Below are 16,432 nucleotides of genomic sequence, written 5' to 3'. Positions count from 1 at the left end.
TTGAGGTGATTAATTTGTGGTTAAACCAACCTATGGCTTATTTCAAATGCTTTTTAATGACCTTTCCTGAGCAATTACGTGGCAAACCCTCTTTAAACTCAACCGCTGAGGGAACTTTAAATTTCGCCATATTTTGTTCACAGAAATGGAAGAATTCTTCTTCACTCAAGGTCTCATTTTCAACCAGTACGACAAATGCTTTAATGGCCTCATCACGAATATTGTCAGGCACACCAATTACCGCCACATCTTGAATTTTAGGATGTGAAGAAATGATGTTTTCAATCTCAACACAAGAGACGTTCTCCCCACCGCGTTTGATCATATTGCAACTGCGATCAACGAAATAGAAAAAGCCTTCATCGTCTCGGTAACCATAATCGCCAGTATGTAACCAACCCTCTGGCTCTAATGCTTTTGCTGTTGCATCAGGTCGGTTGTAATACTCTTTAAAAATAGTTTTTCCGGGCTCGCCTTTTACGCAAATTTCACCCACAACGCCATCGGGAACTTGGTTGTTTTGTTTGTCTCTGATTTGAGCTTGATAGCAAAAACCCGGTCTACCGATTGATGGCCAGCGGCGTTTATCGCCGGGTCTATCACCGATTAAACCCACGATGGTTTCTGTCATGCCGTAAGAGGTGAGTAATCGTACGTTAAAGCGTTCGATAAAGGCGTCTTTCTCTTCATCGGCGAGATTGAGATAGAACATCACTTCACGTAATTTGTGTTGTTTTTCTTCTGATGAAACGGGCTGTGCCATTAAGGTTCTCATCATCATTGGAATGCACTCTGTTACTGTTGCTTGATACTTAAGGATCTGTTTCCAAAAGGCTCTTGCACTGTATTTTTCGAGTAAAACAAAAGTGGCACCGACAGAAAAAGCAGGGAGTGATGCCGTGCATTGGCAATCAATATGAAAAGCGGGCATCACGGTAAGATAAATATCATCTTCCCGTAATGCGTTTTGCCATGATGAGTAATAACCCGCAAAGCGTAGGTTATAGTGTGTGATAACCACACCTTTAGGTTGCGATGTGGTACCCGAGGTAAAAAGAATTTCAGCAGTGTCATCCACACTTAATGGTGTGTGATGATTAAGCGTGACAGGATGTTTGGCTTTTTCTTTTAAAAAGTCGATAACGCCTTTTTCAGCAGGGAGACTGTTTTCTGTTATTAAAAACAGTTGCGTTAAAGGGTTTTTTTCATCCTGTAACATAGGTTGGTAAATTGGATAGAAATTATCGCGAGTAACCACGTAATGGGCTTGGCAGTGATTGATTATCCATGCGCTTTCTTCATACATAAAACGCGCATTAATGGGCACCATTACCGCGCCTATTTTTGCCAAGCCAAACCAGCAAAAGAAAAATTCAGGACAGTTATCAAGGTGTAAGGCAACATGGTCGCCTTTTTTTATGCCACCAGCATGGAAAAGATTTGCGGTTCTGTTTATCTCTTCATTTAATTCACCGTAGCTAAATTGTCTTACATGCCCTTGTGCGGATTCAAAAATTAGCGCTGTTTTTGTGTCATAAACCTCTGCCAAATCATCCCACATTTGACGTAAGTTTTGTTTGCCAATCACATCCATTAAACTGTTACCCTATTCTTTTGCTGTCAATTCAGACGTGTTTTATGTCTATACAACGCCTGAATTTTACAGTGTTACTTTACGATTTTAGCCAGTCCCTTATCGACCAGCCCCCTGATTTGTTCGTCGCTATAACCGATGTTTTTTAAGATAGCGTCAGTGTCCATGCCGTGAGATGGCATACCGCGCCAGATTTTTCCCGGATTATTTTTGAATTTAGGCATCACATTTGGCCCTTTGCAGGTTTCGCCGTTCATGGTTTGCCATTGGGTAATAGACTCTCGCGCGATATATTGCGGATTGTCTTCAAGCTCTGGGATCGTCAGCACTTTGGCACTGGCAATATTGAGTTCAGACAGACGTTTTAGGACATCAGTGATAGGCTGTTTTGCTAACCATTCATCTAACTTGTCTTCAAATAATTGACCATGAGGGCAATTGATACGGTGAATAAGTTGAGTGCCTTCTGGCACTTCTGGTGTACCTAAAAGATGTGCAAGGCCAATATCTTTGAAGATCTCTTCAATTTGCGTAATCCCCACGACTTCCATCACGATAAAGCCATCTTGGCAACGGTAAAGCCCACAGCCTGCGTAGTACGGATCTTTCCCTTTGGTCATACGAGGGCAGATTTCGCCACCATTGAAATAATCCATCATGAAGTATTGCCCCATGCGCAACATCACTTCATACATGGCGATATCAATGCTTTCGCCTTTGCCTGTTTGTTGAACCTTATACAGTGCGGCTAGCGCGGAAGTGGTTGCTGTCATTCCTGAGAAATAGTCTGCGGTATAAGGGAAAGCGGGCATTGGCTGATCTTTGTCACCGTTTTGGATCAAATAGCCACTGAATGCCTGAGCAATCGTGTTATAGGCAGGTAAGTTGGTGTATTGCGGATCGCCATATTGACCGAAGCCAGATAAGTGCGCGATAACTAATTTAGGGTTGTGTTCCCACAACACTTCATCAGTAATACCACGGCGTGCAAAGGCTGGACCTTTACTGGCTTCGATAAAGATGTCGGTTGTTTCCATTAATTTTAGGAAGGCATCACGACCTTCATCTTTAAAAATATTAAGTGAAAGAGCATGTAAATTACGGCGAGAAAGTTGAGGGTAGTGAGGTTGAACGCGAATGGTGTCAGCCCATGCAACGTTTTCAATCCAAATCACTTCAGCTCCCCATTCTGCAAACATTTGTCCTGCGAATGGCCCTGCAATTTCAATTCCTGAAAATACAACACGAACCCCTGAAAGTGGGCCGAATTGTGGCATTGGTAAATGTTCTGTCATAGCGTCACCTCGTAAGTGGTCTGAGTGAAAACGCTCCCACCCAATGATGAGAGCGTTTTTCGTGATAAATTAGCGATACTGTTTAAGTACTGAGCGTCCTAATGTCAGGATCTGCATTTCATCAGAACCACCAGATATACGATCAACACGAAGGTCACGCCAGAAACGAGAAATACGGTGCTCGCCAGCAATACCGACACCACCAAGCACTTGCATTGCACTATCAACCACTTCAAACGCCGCATTTGCACAGAAGTATTTACACATAGCCGCATCACCGGAAGTGATTAAGTTATTGTCACTTTTCCATGCAGTTTCATATAACATGTTGCGCATTGAATTGAGTTTGATCGCCATATGGGCAAATTTTTCTTGAATTAATTGAAAACGACCAATTGCTTCACCAAATTGCACACGTTGGTTGGCATAACGCGCCGCATCTTCAAAGGCACACATTGCGGTACCGTAGTTAGTGAGTGCCACTAAGAAACGTTCGTGGTCGAACTCTTCTTTCACACGGTTAAAACCGTTACCTTCACGACCAAACATGTCTTTTTCTTCAAGCTCAACGTTGTCGAACGTGATTTCACAGCAGCTATCCATACGTAAACCCAGTTTTTCTAACTTGTTGACTTTGATGCCGGGTTTGCTCATATCGACAAACCATTCAGTAAAGATAGGTTTATCTGGCGATGCGGAGTCACGGCTCATCACCACAACGTAAGGGGTATAAGCGCTACTGGTGATAAAGCATTTGCTACCATTGAGGTAAACTTTGCCATCTTTACGGGTATAAGTGGTTTGTAGGCTACCGACGTCAGAGCCAGCACCCGGTTCTGTGATAGCAGAGTTCCACATTTGCTTACCTGTGCCACGGAACGCCATAATTTTGTCAATTTGCTCTTGTGTGCCTTCGCGTAATACGGTGTTAAATCCCCCCGGTAATTGGTAAAGCACATAAGTTGGCGCACCTAAGCGACCTAACTCCATCCAGATTGCAGCAACAGTCACAAAACCCGCATTTAAACCACCGTGCTCTTCAGGGATAAGCAGATTGTCAATTTCCATATCCGCTAAGGCTTTGACAAAACGTTCTGGGTATTTACTTTCGCGATCACACTGTGCGAAATAAGCTTCCCAGTTTTCACTTGCCATTAATTCGCGGACACCGTCAACAAACAGTTCCTGCTCATCATTCAATCTAAAATCCATGTTAATAACCTCTTAATATGTCATTCTTTGCGTATAGCGGATCAGTCTTTCCAATGTACTTTGGCATCTTTAATAAAGGACAAGGTGACCATGATATTGACGAAAAATAGTGGGCATCCCCCAGCGATAATAGCGGTTTGAATAGGTTTTAAACCGCCAAGGGCTAGCAGAATGATGCCGATAATACCGACCAGCACAGACCAACCGATGCGCACTAATAAAGGTGGCTCAGAGCCTTCTTTCATAGAGCGACAAGTGGACATTGCCAGTGTGTAAGAACAGGCGTTAATTAAAGTGACAGTGGCAATAAAGCAGAGGATAAAGAAGCCCCACATTGTCGCTGTGCTTAACGGTAATGCCGCCCATGTTTCGATAATGGCGCGCGGTACACCGTATTGTTCAATCAGTTGTGGAATGTTAAGAATGTTTTGGTCAATCAGTTGTAAGGTGTTACCGCCAAGGATTGTCCAAATTAACCAAGTCCCTGCGGTTAAACCTGACACCATCCCTAAACACAATTCACGGACAGTACGGCCTTTAGAGATACGCGCTAAGAAGATACTCATTTGGATGGCGTAAATAACCCACCATGCCCAATAGAAGACAGTCCAACCTTGAGGGAATCCACCTTTACCGATAGGGTCTGTATAGAACAGCATACGAGGCATATACATCATCAACGTACCCACTGAATCAGTGAAGTAGTTAACAATGAAACTTGCACCACCGACGATAAATACCCAACCCAACATTAAGAAACTGAGGTAAGTACGCACATCGCTGGCAATTTTCACCCCTTTTTGCAGACCAAATGCCACGCAAATTGCGTTTAATAAGATCCAGCAAGAGATAATAATGGCGTCTAATTGTAGGGTATGAGGAATACCAAATAAGTATTGAATACACTCAGTGACAAGCGGTGTGGCTAACCCCAGACTTGTCCCCATGGCTAAAATTAAGGCGACTAAGTAGAAGTTATCAACAATAGTACCGAATAAACCATTAACGTGTTTTTCACCAATTAATGGGGTTAAGGTACTACTTGGACGGATAACTTCCATTTTGCGAACAAAGAAGAAGTAAGCGAATGCAACAGAAAGAAAACTATACGTTGCCCAAGGTAAAGGACCCCAGTGAAACAGGCTGTAAGCGAGACCAATTTCTTTAGCTTGAGTTGAATAAGCTTCCATTCCAAAAGGCGGGCTTGAAATATAGTAATAGATTTCGATCGAACCCCAGAAGAGGACGGCGGCGGATGTACAAGACGCAAACATCATAAAGATCCAGCTTGCGGTACTAAATTCAGGTTTATCTTCTCCTAAACGTTTATTGGCATAACGACCGAAGACTAACCAAAACCACCCCCCGAACATAATGACCATATACCATTCGAAGGCCCAACCCCACACATTGGTAACATAGCTGAATACGGCATTAATCACTTCATTTGAAGCGTCAAGATCACGTACTGTTAGCCAGCATAATATACCAACAATGATTAATGGCGGAAAAAAAACCTTCGGTTCTATTCCTGCCTTTTTATTATCTTTGCTCATAGGTAAATTTTCCAAATATATTTAACGCAGAAGTTTAAGTGGTGTTAATTCCTAATATCTAATAAAACATTTAAGTTTATTTATGAATATTCCGTCTATTGGCGTTTCATCATAATAGAAAAATAAAGTAATTGGCTAATTCACAAATCGATTAATGATGATGAATAATGGATATTATAAGAAAACCATTCTGTTATTCACTTCACACTATTCTTTTTGTCGATTTTATGTTACGTTTTATAACGTTTTATTTTCATTGTAACTGATTGATAATTATTGGTATAACCTTGTATGTAATGGAGTTGTTATATTCCGTCTTTCAATATTGTTGATCTTGGTGGCAATATTGAACGTTAAATACCATTATATTTATTATGTTCAATATTGTTGATCGATGTAGCAATATTGAAAGTTGTTCACTTCAATTAAAACTAATTTCAATATTGGTGATATGTTTAGCAATATTGAAACCTATCCATTCTTTATTTGTTAATGTTCAATATTGGTGACCTAGGTTTAATTTTTTAAACGCTTAATTGTGTTAATTCTATATTACATTGCCAGAGTAAATGACATTATTTATTAATTTCAGGAGATGTAATGAATATTATTACATGTTACAAGAGTGTTCCCGATGAGCAGGATATTACGGTAAATAGCGCAGACAGTTCGCTGGATTTTTCTCGTGCTAACACCAAAATCAGCCAATATGATTTAAATGCGATTGAAGCCGCTAATCAGCTTAAGACTCAACTTGAGGGCATTCAAATCACGGCAATGAGTGTTGGCGGTAAAGCGCTGACAAATGCGAAAGCACGTAAAGATGTTCTTTCTCGTGGTGCTGATGATTTAGTGGTTGTGGTTGATGACCAGTTTGAAGCCTCTTTGCCTTACCAAACAGCGGTTGCACTGGCTGCGGCTGCAACTAAAAAAGGTTATGACTTAATTCTTTGTGGTGATGGATCTGCGGATCTAAGTTCACAACAAGTTAGCCTGCTGGTGGGTGAAATTCTAAATATTCCAGCAATAAACGGTATTAACAAAATTGTTTCTCTTTCTAATGATTCAATTACGGTTGAGCGTGAATTAGAAAATGAAATCGAAACACTGACAATTTCATTACCTGCCATTATCGCGGTATCTACCGATATTAACACACCTCAAATTCCTTCGATGAAAGCGATTCTTGGCGCCGCTAAGAAACCTGTTCAGCAATGGAGTGTTGCCGATCTGGATCTGGATGTGATTACTGCACGTTCAGAGCAAAAAGTGGCTGCACCAAAACAGAAAGTTCGTCAACGCATCATTATTGAAGGTGATGGTGATGATCAGATTGCTGAGTTGGCAGAACATTTACGTAAAATTCTTAAGTAATAGGGGGAGTTATGAGCCAGTTTTCAACTGTTTGGGTATTTAGTGATGCACTTTCCCGTTTACCAGAATTAATGGGTGGCGCTGCTTCATTAGGACAATCTATTAATGTATTTACATTGAATGATGAGCAAAGTGTTGCGGCATTTAAATTAGGTGCAACAGCCGTTTTCCAATTAGAAGGTAAACCTGACGACCGCATTATTGAAGACTATGCACAAAGCATGGTTGAAACCATCAAACAAAAGGGTGATGCCGGTTTAGTGTTACTGCCTAATACACGTCGCGGAAAATTAGTCGCAGCACGTTTAGGTCATCGTTTAGACGCGGTTGTTTCTAATGATGCACAATCTTTAAATGCAGATGGAGATGCATTAGTCACAAAACACATGGTTTACGGTGGTTTGGCATTTGGTGATGAAACCTTGAAAACCCCTTACTGTGTTGTAACGGCAAGTGTGGGTGCGTTTGAACCCGCACAAGAGAATGCATCTGCAACAGGAACCGCGCAAGCCGTTGCATGGATTGCACCTACTCAAACTATTGTGCGTGACGCTGTACAACCTCGTGAAGTGAACTCGGTTGATTTAGATAAAGCACGCTTTGTTGTCAGTGTGGGTCGCGGTATCGGCAGTAAAGAAAATATCGCTATTGCAGAAGCGTTAGCGAAAGCCATTGGGGCAGAAATTGCCTGTTCTCGTCCTGTTGCGGAAAACGAAAAATGGATGGAACACGAGCGTTATGTGGGTATCTCCAACTTAATGTTAAAGCCTGAGCTTTATCTTGCTGCGGGTATATCAGGACAAATTCAACATATGGTCGGCGCGAATGGCGCACAAACCATTGTTGCTATCAATAAAGACAAAAATGCACCTATCTTCCAATTCGCTGACTACGGCATTGTCGGTGATTTAATGAAGATTTTACCTGCATTAACTCATCAATTATCTAACTGATTTATTTAAGCAGAGAAGGCAACTTCTCTGCTGTTTATCGCAAATTCTGGAGATGTTATGTCCGATTCCGAAGATATTTTCGATGCCATTATTGTTGGTGCAGGATTAGCAGGATCAGTCGCTGCACTTGTTTTGGCAAGAGAAGGCGCACAAGTATTGCTAATAGAAAGAGGTAACTACGCTGGTGGGAAAAATGTCACCGGTGGTCGTCTGTATGCACATACTCTTGAGCGCATCATTCCTGAGTTTGCGCAACAAGCGCCTGTTGAACGCGTTATGACTCATGAAAAATTGTCATTTATGACTGAAACAGGCGCAATGACGATTGATTACCAAAATACCGAAGGAAAGAACCCAAAAACCGCCTCTTGGTCTGTTTTGCGTGGTGAGTTTGATCAGTGGCTAATGGAACAAGCTGAGAATGCAGGAGCGCAGTGCATTACCGGAATTCGTGTTGACAAGCTTGTTGAACGTGATGGAAAGATTGTCGGTGTTGAGGCAGATGGCGATGTGCTAGAAGCAAAAGCAGTGATCCTCGCGGATGGTGTGAACTCTATCTTGGCTGAACAGCTAGGTATGACGAAACGTGTTGCTGCTGAAAATGTGGCGGTGGGCGTAAAAGAGATCATCGAATTACCTGAAAGTGTGATTAAAGATCGTTTCAACCTAAAAGATAACGAAGGTGCGGCGTGGTTATTTGCCGGTTCGCCTACTGATGGATTAATGGGCGGTGGTTTTTTATATACCAATAAAACCACGCTTTCTTTAGGTCTTGTCTGTGGGCTTCACCATATTAAAGACGCTAAAAAATCGGTACCACAAATGCTGGAAGATTTTAAACAGCATCCCGTTGTGGCGCCGCTAATTGAAGGCGGAAAAATGGTGGAATACGGTGCGCACGTTGTTCCTGAAGCTGGGTTAAGAATGCAAAACGAATTGGTACGCGATGGCGTATTGATTGCGGGTGATGCGGCAGGGATGTGTATGAACCTTGGCTTTACTATCCGAGGCATGGATTTAGCGATGGCATCCGGCGAAGCCGCTGCAAAAACAGTGCTATCGGCAATGGAGAAAAACGATTTTAGTAAACAAACCCTTAATGAATATCTTAAATATTTAGAAGAGGGCCCTTTACGTGATATGAAAGCCTATCAGCGTATGCCTGATTTACTTGATAACCCTCGTATGTTCACCGCTTACCCTGAAATGGTCGTTGGTATTGCAAAAGATCTCTTTACCGTAACCGGTGAAGCGCCAGTCCCCATGCGTAAAACCATCATGCGCCACAGCAAAAAAGTTGGTTGGATGAATCTGATTAAAGATGGGATCAAAGGAGTAAAAGCAATATGAGTTCTCCCGTAAATGTCGATGTCAAATTAGGCATCAATAAATTTAATGTCGATGAGGAAAATCCACATATCGTCGTCAAAGAGCAACCTGATATGCAGGTGTTAGAAACCTTAGTCAAAGCATGCCCAGCGGGTCTTTATAAAAAACAAGAAGATGGCACCATTAGTTTTGATTATGCCGGGTGCTTAGAGTGTGGAACGTGTCGAATTCTTGGTTTAGACAGTGCGCTTGAAAAATGGGAATACCCACGCGGAACCTTTGGTGTGGAATATCGTTACGGATGATGTATCGCTACTTTTCTCCCAGTGCTGTCTCCGGCCTGGGAGCTTTTCTTTTTTGTTTTATTTAGAAAAAATACCAGGACGCAGTCATGCAACCCAGAAACTTTGATGATATTCGTTTTACCTCTGTACATCGTCGAGTGATGTTATGGGGGAGTGGCGGCCCTTTTCTTGATGGCTATGTATTAGTGATCATCGGTGTCGCGTTAGAGCAACTCACACCATTATTACAGCTTGATACGCGATGGATTGGTCTGCTTGGTGCGGCAACGTTAGCAGGGCTTTTTATTGGTACATCCCTCTTTGGGTATATTTGTGACAAAGTGGGTCGCCGTAAAATGTTTCTTGTCGATATTGTGGCTATCGCCATTATTTCTATCGCCACGATGTTTGTTTCAACGCCTGTAGGGCTGTTGGTGATGCGATTCCTTATTGGCATTGTGATTGGTGCCGATTATCCGATTGCGACCTCAATGATCACTGAGTTTTCCAATAAAAAACAACGTGCTTTTGCCGTCGGTTTTATTGCTGCAATGTGGTATATCGGGGCGACTTGCGCCAACTTAGTCGGTTATCTTCTATATGATATTGACGATGGCTGGCGTTGGATGCTGGGCAGTGCTTTTATCCCTTGCGTTATTATTTTAATTGGTCGTTTCGATTTGCCTGAATCCCCGCTGTGGTTAATACGCAAAGGGCGTATTAAAGAGTGTAATGAGATGATGATAAAACTCTTTGGTGAGCCGGTGGTATTTGAAGCGGAAGATGCCAAAACAACCCGTTTTATCGAACTGTTTAATAAACGTCATTTCTCTTTTGTTCTGTTTGTTGCGGTGATTTGGACTTGCCAAGTGATCCCGATGTTTGCCATTTATACCTTTGGGCCACAAATTGTCGGTTTATTAGGGTGGGATGCGGGAAGAAGTGCTGCACTCGGTAATGTGGTGATCAGCTTGTTTTTTATGTTTGGGTGTATTCCCGCGATGTTCTGGTTAAACCAAACTGGACGACGCCCATTATTGATTGGTAGTTTTGGCATGATGACATTGGCATTATTGGTGCTAGGTGTCTTTCCTGATCTCCCTATCCTGTTTGTTATCTTAGCCTTTGCGACTTACGCGTTTTTTTCTGGTGGTCCGGGAATTTTACAATGGCTCTATCCTAACGAATTGTTTCCAACCGATATTCGTGCATCGGCAGTCGGTGTGATTATGTCTATTAGCCGAATAGGAACGGTGGTTTCAACCTGTGCATTACCGGCATTTATTGCAAATTATGGTATTAATACAACGATGCTGGTGGGCGCGGCAATTTCTTTATTTGGTATGATGGTATCCGTGTTGTTTGCACCAGAAACCAAAGGATTAACACTCAATCAAACCTCAACCATGCCAATGCGGCGAGGTACGAAATGAATAGAATAGAGATTGAGGTATTCAATCTCTATTTAAATGTTATTACAAAGGCACTCGTGTTGTGCCACATATTTTAGTTATTGCTTGGTGTAAGTCTGTTTTAAATTGGTTAAAACTCGGCATATCAATTTGTTCAATATTACATTCTCTTGCTAAATCTAATTGAATGGGGGTTGTGCAATCATCAACACCAAGAAGGGACGCTAAAACTCGCTTAGGTGAATTTTCAGGCGATGCGCTGTCGTTACCTGATAAATCATGTTCTAGTTGCGCACAATGGGTATAAGGTGATCTTTTTTTAGCGCAGATAAACCAAGCTTCTGAGGTAGGCTTAGGGATCATGGCAACTATAGGTGGGTAACCAGCGTCATCATCGAAACTATTAGCCCCTAATGTTATAGCATCAATAAAATGAGATATTGACCCTTTATCCGCATCATGAAAGTAAATTCCCAATTGGTGAGTATGATCATAAGCATATTCTGTCATTACTGCTGCTCTATGTGCATGCTCGATAAAGCCTTTGGCTAATTTCTTACTTGGCTTAAAAATTTGTTTATTTTTAGCTAACTCAGCCAGTCTATTACCGCCAATATAGGTTATCCAACTTTCAGGCTCATCAAAGTTTAAATTATCACTATTCCAATCGGGTAAATAGTGTTGTAAAACTTTGACTGCAACTATTGCCATTGCACCAATATTATAGTTATCCCCAGTGCAAATATTTTGCTGATTATTAGGAACACCCATATCTGTAGCGCCTTCGCCAGTAACTAATAAGTGAGTTAGCATTCCATTACTTCCCTAATAAAGTATCAGCTTCTTTTGCCATTGCAGTTAAGTAGAGATCTAACATGGCATCACCAGGAGCGAGAGTTTTTAATTTTTTATTTGCTGATGCTAAATCAAAGAATTTGACTGCTCCAACTTCACCATTTTTTCTTCTATAAATGAGTACAACAGCTTCTCTTGCAACATCATCTTCTAGGTAATTTAAAACCATTGGACTGTGTGTTGTGACAACGATTTGTTTCGGTGAGGCAACAAGGGCATCAACAATTTTTTCGGTGATTTCTGGATTAATACCATTTTCAATTTCATCAAAAAGTAATGTTTCTAAATCACTAAATTGTTGCGCTAAAATGGCGAGTAATCTCAGCATACCATCATTAATATGGCGCGCTTCGGTGGTTAAGCTGATTTCTTTTTCATCAACAATAAACTTCTCATTGATTTTCAATTGTATCCAACCAGAGCGTTGTACAGTTGTTCTAATTTCGGTAATTTGAGGATAGTACTCTTGTAATTGTTTAAGAAGAATACTTTTTTGTTCGATTTTAAGTTGATGTAAAAACGCAGAAAGTTGTTCTCCCCCCATACCGATATCGTGTCGTTCAGTTTTTCGTACTTTTTGACGTAACGATTGAGGTGATAATAAATCGAGAGAGCGTAAAGCACATAAGCGCTCTTTTATCGTTTTTATTTTTTTGCCAAGAATTTCATCTTTTAATTGAGAAAGAATAGAACCTTCATATTCAAATGATACTGTTTCTAAACGGTTATTTACGGAATAACGTCCATCTTTTAAAAGAAATAGAGTTTCTAAATTGCCATTATTATCGACTTCAAAAAGTTGTTCATGTGTACAACATAACATTTGTCGATTGAAAGAGGCTTGCCAGCGATAATTTATATTGTCTATAACCAAATCAATATGTATTTGAATGTTCTTTCGTGTAACTAAACCTGAATTAAGTTCTTTAGGTGCCCAACGACGTTCATCTAACCATTTTTTTACTTTCCCAAGCATTAAGGCGCTTGAAAAATCCATAGCTTGTAAAACGGTACTTTTCCCGGCACCATTTAATCCAATAAGGCAAGTGAAAGGTGATAAGTGCAGTTCAAAATTGAGTAATGATTTGAAGTTATCAATATAAATTCGTGTAATCATTTTTGATCCTTAAGTGTATTTTCATTATTTATATTGAAAGATTAATCATATCTTTTGTTGATGGCATCTGACTTTTGAATTTGATTTATTTAATAATTATTATTCCAAGAAAGATGATGAAAATTCATTTTTAAAATTAGAACCAGTATACAAATTCTTCACATAAAAGCACAATCATATTGCCTGATTGTGTCTTTTCTTTTGATAAAGAGTACGGCTAAATATAATAAAAAAAATAAAACTCCAATCCTTTTAAAACAAACAATTAACTTACATGCTTATTTCAAATTGACCGCATTTGTATAAATTCATTTCCAATTAACATAAGTCATTAACTCACCGAATCTAGACACCAATCACAAATCTCTCTCAGACTATTCAAATGACGAAAAACAGTTCGTTATTTACCAAGAATGAATAATTCCCCCTACCCAGAATAAGGTCATTACAGATGTAAACACCAGCAAAGAAGCGGTTGAGTAGGTATTTATGACCTTATTAGAAACGACAGTTAAAGAATGTCTAAACAATGTAGTGAAGCAATATGCTTCACAAACTGCCTTGATTGAAAACCAAAGTAAAAAAACACTGACTTGGCAACAACTACAACAAGAAGTGGAAAGCGTTGCTCGTGGATTTTTAGCCATTGGTTTAAAAAAAGGTGATCGTTTAGGTATTTGGTCTGCTAATAGCAAAGAATGGATAATCTGTTTTCTTGCTGCTGCTCAAATTGGTGTGCCCGTTGTTTGTATTAACTTTCATTTTAAAAAAAGAGAGTTATTAGATTTATGTCGATTAACTGGAATTAAAGCGCTCTGTTTTTCTGAGGGGTTTAAAACTAATCATTTTGTTGAGGTGATTAATTGTCTTTCTAAAAAAGCATCAGAAAATAAAGATGTATTACCTCAATTATTTATTAGCATGGGAAATGAACATGCAGAAAAAAGTGTCTCTTTATTTCAATTAAAAGAAAAAGCAATACATGTATCCGATGCCGTTTATCAACATGCGGTTGCTCAAGTTAGCGTAAAAGATTTACTGACTATTCAAATGACCTCTGGTAGCACTGCAATGCCTAAAGGGGTCATGTTAAGCCAATATAATGTGATTAATAATGCCATGTTGTCAGCACAGCGTTTAGGCGTTACACATGATGATGTGATTTGTCTAGCTGTTCCTCTGTTCCACTGCTTTGGACTCTCTTCCTGCCTCTTTTTTGCCTTAACTACGGGATGCCAATTAGTTCTGTTAGATAACTACTGTGCAGAAGATGTATTAAGCGCCGTACAAAATTATCGTTGCACGGTTATGCACGGTGTACCGACAATTTTTAGTCGCTTAATGAAGCATGAACAATTTTCTCACTATGATTTATCTAGCCTTGATAAAGGCATTATTGCAGGGGCGAGTTTTCCTCCTGCATTAATTGATGACATTGAAAATATCCTTGGCATGAAAGGCATTACGGTCTCTTATGGTCAAACTGAAGCCTCCCCTTGCTGTACTCAAACATTACCTAACGATCCTTTAGCGATAAAACGTGGCTCTATTGGGCAACCTCTGCCTTTTGTTGAAATGAAAATCATCAATCCTAAGAGTGGAAAACCTTGCCCAGTAGGCACAGTAGGGGAAATTTGCACTCGCGGTTTTCACGTCATGATGGGTTACGACAATGCCCCCGAAAAAACCAAAGAGGCATTAGATGAAGAGGGTTGGTTACACACGGGGGATATAGGTTATGTCGATGAACAAGGCAACTATCACTACGCCTATCGCATGAAAGAAATTGTGGTGCGCGGTGGTGAAAATATCAGCCTGTGTGAAATAGAAGAAGCCATTGCTGAATATGCGGGTGTTGATGCGGCAAAAGCCTTTGGTATTCCGTCAGCGGATTTAGGTGAAGAAGTGATTGCCACCATTTGTGTGCAAAAAGGCTACAGCATTGGTGAAAGTGAATTACGTGAATTTCTACAAGAGCGACTGGCTCGCTACAAAATTCCCAAAGAACTCCATTTCTTTACAGAATTTCCTCATACCCCTTGCGGAAAAATTGATGTGCAAGCGCTGAAATCGCAACTGGGTTATCGCGTTTCAATCAAGGATGAAAAAAACACTGTAGCGGGTTAAGTGACAACGGATTTATCCACATTCTGACAACAGCAGTATGAAGTCTAAAAATAATTAGGAGAAGAAATGACAAGTCATAAAGCACTGGAAGGCGTCACCGTAGTTGAATTGGCGACCTTTATCGCAGTACCGGCAGCGGGGCGTATTTTAGCTGATATGGGTGCGAATGTAATCAAAATCGAATCTCCAAGCGGTGATAATTTACGTTATACAGCACCAACAGAAGGTCGCCCATTAGATCAACATGAAAACACCAGTTTTGATTTAGAAAACGCCAATAAACGTGGGATTGTGTTAAATACGAAAACAGAAGCAGGGAAAAAAATCCTGTTTGAACTGTTAGAAAAAGCGGACATTTTCTTAACTAACTGGCGTCCAGGTGCAAGAGAACGTGCGGGTTTAGATTATGAAACGTTAAAACAACGCTTTCCAAAATTAGTGTATGCCAGCGTGACAGGTTATGGCGATGAAGGGCCTGACAAAGATTTACCCGGCTTTGATTACACTGCTTTCTTTGCTCGTGGCGGTATTTTAGGTTCACTGTACCAAAAAGGCACAGTACCGATGAACGTAATCCCCGGTCTTGGTGATCACCAGTGTGCATTAGGCTTAGTTTCTGGTGTTTTAGCAGCTTATATTCGCGCTAAAAATATCGGACAAGGTGAGTACGTTTCAACAAACTTACTGCATACCTCTATTTACACCCAAGCGATTATGATCCAAGCGGCGCAATATCCCGATTATGGTCAAGCTTATCCAATCGATCGCCGTACAACCACCAGCCCATTTATTCTGGCTTATAAAACGAAAGATGATCGTTTTATTCAAGTCTGCATGCCGGTTTACGATGCTTATTATCCAACCTTTATTTCTTGTATCGGTCGCCCAGATTTAGCGGAAGACGCTCGTTATACCCGTTTACAAGAAGTAGCGAAAAATAATCGTTCCCCTGAATTATATGACCTGATTTGGCAGCAAGTTGAGCAAAAAACAGCGTCAGAGTGGGCAGATATTTTCACCAAAAACGATATTCCATTCAGTATTGCGCAAACGTGGGAAGAAGTGTTGGAAGACAAACAAGCTTGGGCAATCAACACCTTCTACAACATGAAATACAAAAATGGCAGTGAAAAAGCCTTAGTTCGTCCACCGATTGATTTCTTAGAAAGTGGTTTACCTGAATACCGCCGTGGGCCTTTGTTAGGCGAAGACACACCGTCTGTATTAGCTGAATTAGGGTATAGCGCTGAAGAGATAGCAAACCTTGAAGCCAATAAAGACGTAATGACGTGGAAAGAATAATCCACTTACTTTTTTAATTTTC

General features: G+C 40.6%; 13 protein-coding genes. 7 read left to right on the top strand and 6 right to left on the bottom strand.

Translation table 11 applies throughout. The features are described 5' to 3' along the window. Positions 1 to 37 precede the first annotated feature (37 nt). The 4 genes from caiC to caiT all read right to left on the bottom strand — a co-directional run bounded on the left by caiC (position 38) and on the right by caiT (position 5,657). Positions 38 to 1,594 (bottom strand): crotonobetaine/carnitine-CoA ligase, encoded by a 1,557-nt coding sequence (gene caiC, locus DK865_RS17905; RefSeq protein WP_109392478.1) that lies wholly within the window; start codon positions 1,592 to 1,594, stop codon positions 38 to 40. 74 nt (positions 1,595 to 1,668) lie between these two features. Next, a complete protein-coding gene (caiB, locus tag DK865_RS17900; protein ID WP_109392477.1) occupies positions 1,669 to 2,889 on the bottom strand; it encodes an L-carnitine CoA-transferase in 1,221 nt (406 codons plus the stop codon). A gap of 69 nt (positions 2,890 to 2,958) precedes the next feature. Next, on the bottom strand, positions 2,959 to 4,101 hold the full coding sequence (gene caiA, locus DK865_RS17895) for a crotonobetainyl-CoA dehydrogenase (RefSeq protein WP_109392476.1): 1,143 nt from the start codon (positions 4,099 to 4,101) through the stop codon (positions 2,959 to 2,961). A gap of 41 nt (positions 4,102 to 4,142) precedes the next feature. Continuing rightward, positions 4,143 to 5,657: an L-carnitine/gamma-butyrobetaine antiporter gene (gene caiT / locus DK865_RS17890; RefSeq protein WP_023582982.1), complete on the bottom strand. Its 1,515-nt coding sequence runs from the start codon at positions 5,655 to 5,657 to the stop codon at positions 4,143 to 4,145. A 600-nt stretch (positions 5,658 to 6,257) separates the two neighbouring features. On the opposite strand from caiT, the gene fixA reads away from it, so the two are divergent. From fixA to DK865_RS17865, 5 genes are all read left to right on the top strand, one after another. Further along, on the top strand, positions 6,258 to 7,031 hold the full coding sequence (gene fixA, locus DK865_RS17885) for a putative electron transfer flavoprotein FixA (RefSeq protein ID WP_109392475.1): 774 nt from the start codon (positions 6,258 to 6,260) through the stop codon (positions 7,029 to 7,031). A gap of 11 nt (positions 7,032 to 7,042) precedes the next feature. Further along, the gene (locus tag DK865_RS17880; protein ID WP_023582980.1) at positions 7,043 to 7,984 is read left to right on the top strand and encodes an FAD-binding protein; all 942 of its coding nucleotides are present in this window, start codon (positions 7,043 to 7,045) and stop codon (positions 7,982 to 7,984) included. 57 nt (positions 7,985 to 8,041) lie between these two features. Next, positions 8,042 to 9,334, top strand: a complete 1,293-nt coding sequence (fixC, locus tag DK865_RS17875) for an FAD-dependent oxidoreductase FixC (RefSeq protein ID WP_109392474.1) — start codon at positions 8,042 to 8,044, stop codon at positions 9,332 to 9,334. Further along, positions 9,331 to 9,618: a ferredoxin-like protein FixX gene (gene fixX, locus DK865_RS17870; RefSeq protein WP_023582978.1), complete on the top strand. Its 288-nt coding sequence runs from the start codon at positions 9,331 to 9,333 to the stop codon at positions 9,616 to 9,618. Before fixC ends, fixX begins: the two co-directional genes overlap by 4 nt. A gap of 86 nt (positions 9,619 to 9,704) precedes the next feature. Next, positions 9,705 to 11,030 (top strand): MFS transporter, encoded by a 1,326-nt coding sequence (locus DK865_RS17865; RefSeq protein ID WP_109392473.1) that lies wholly within the window; start codon positions 9,705 to 9,707, stop codon positions 11,028 to 11,030. A 42-nt stretch (positions 11,031 to 11,072) separates the two neighbouring features. Here DK865_RS17865 and DK865_RS17860 read toward each other — a convergent pair whose 3' ends face one another. Further along, positions 11,073 to 11,822: a hypothetical protein gene (locus DK865_RS17860; protein WP_109392472.1), complete on the bottom strand. Its 750-nt coding sequence runs from the start codon at positions 11,820 to 11,822 to the stop codon at positions 11,073 to 11,075. Positions 11,823 to 11,826: 4 nt separating this feature from the next. After that, positions 11,827 to 12,981: an AAA family ATPase gene (locus DK865_RS17855; protein WP_109392471.1), complete on the bottom strand. Its 1,155-nt coding sequence runs from the start codon at positions 12,979 to 12,981 to the stop codon at positions 11,827 to 11,829. 489 nt (positions 12,982 to 13,470) lie between these two features. Here DK865_RS17855 and DK865_RS17850 point away from each other — a divergent pair, with 489 nt between their 5' ends. Next, the gene (locus tag DK865_RS17850) at positions 13,471 to 15,108 is read left to right on the top strand and encodes an AMP-binding protein (protein WP_109392470.1); all 1,638 of its coding nucleotides are present in this window, start codon (positions 13,471 to 13,473) and stop codon (positions 15,106 to 15,108) included. A 66-nt stretch (positions 15,109 to 15,174) separates the two neighbouring features. Continuing rightward, a complete protein-coding gene (locus DK865_RS17845) occupies positions 15,175 to 16,410 on the top strand; it encodes a CaiB/BaiF CoA transferase family protein (protein ID WP_023582975.1) in 1,236 nt (411 codons plus the stop codon). Positions 16,411 to 16,432: the final 22 nt, after the last annotated feature.

Source organism: Proteus cibi, assembly GCF_003144405.1.
GTDB classification, from domain to species: domain Bacteria; phylum Pseudomonadota; class Gammaproteobacteria; order Enterobacterales; family Enterobacteriaceae; genus Proteus; species Proteus cibi.
The sequence above is the reverse complement of the archived record's forward strand: the minus strand, read 5'-3'. Positions and strand labels throughout refer to the sequence as shown.

Bases quoted from the DNA above. Each gene is read 5' to 3' on its own strand.
- caiC (WP_109392478.1), bottom strand. From the start codon at position 1,594: ATGGATGTGATTGGCAAACAAAACTTACGTCAAATGTGGGATGATTTG.
- caiB (WP_109392477.1), bottom strand. From the start codon at position 2,889: ATGACAGAACATTTACCAATGCCACAATTCGGCCCACTTTCAGGGGTT.
- caiA (WP_109392476.1), bottom strand. From the start codon at position 4,101: ATGGATTTTAGATTGAATGATGAGCAGGAACTGTTTGTTGACGGTGTC.
- caiT (WP_023582982.1), bottom strand. From the start codon at position 5,657: ATGAGCAAAGATAATAAAAAGGCAGGAATAGAACCGAAGGTTTTTTTT.
- fixA (WP_109392475.1), top strand. From the start codon at position 6,258: ATGAATATTATTACATGTTACAAGAGTGTTCCCGATGAGCAGGATATT.
- DK865_RS17880 (WP_023582980.1), top strand. From the start codon at position 7,043: ATGAGCCAGTTTTCAACTGTTTGGGTATTTAGTGATGCACTTTCCCGT.
- fixC (WP_109392474.1), top strand. From the start codon at position 8,042: ATGTCCGATTCCGAAGATATTTTCGATGCCATTATTGTTGGTGCAGGA.
- fixX (WP_023582978.1), top strand. From the start codon at position 9,331: ATGAGTTCTCCCGTAAATGTCGATGTCAAATTAGGCATCAATAAATTT.
- DK865_RS17865 (WP_109392473.1), top strand. From the start codon at position 9,705: ATGCAACCCAGAAACTTTGATGATATTCGTTTTACCTCTGTACATCGT.
- DK865_RS17860 (WP_109392472.1), bottom strand. From the start codon at position 11,822: ATGCTAACTCACTTATTAGTTACTGGCGAAGGCGCTACAGATATGGGT.
- DK865_RS17855 (WP_109392471.1), bottom strand. From the start codon at position 12,981: ATGATTACACGAATTTATATTGATAACTTCAAATCATTACTCAATTTT.
- DK865_RS17850 (WP_109392470.1), top strand. From the start codon at position 13,471: ATGACCTTATTAGAAACGACAGTTAAAGAATGTCTAAACAATGTAGTG.
- DK865_RS17845 (WP_023582975.1), top strand. From the start codon at position 15,175: ATGACAAGTCATAAAGCACTGGAAGGCGTCACCGTAGTTGAATTGGCG.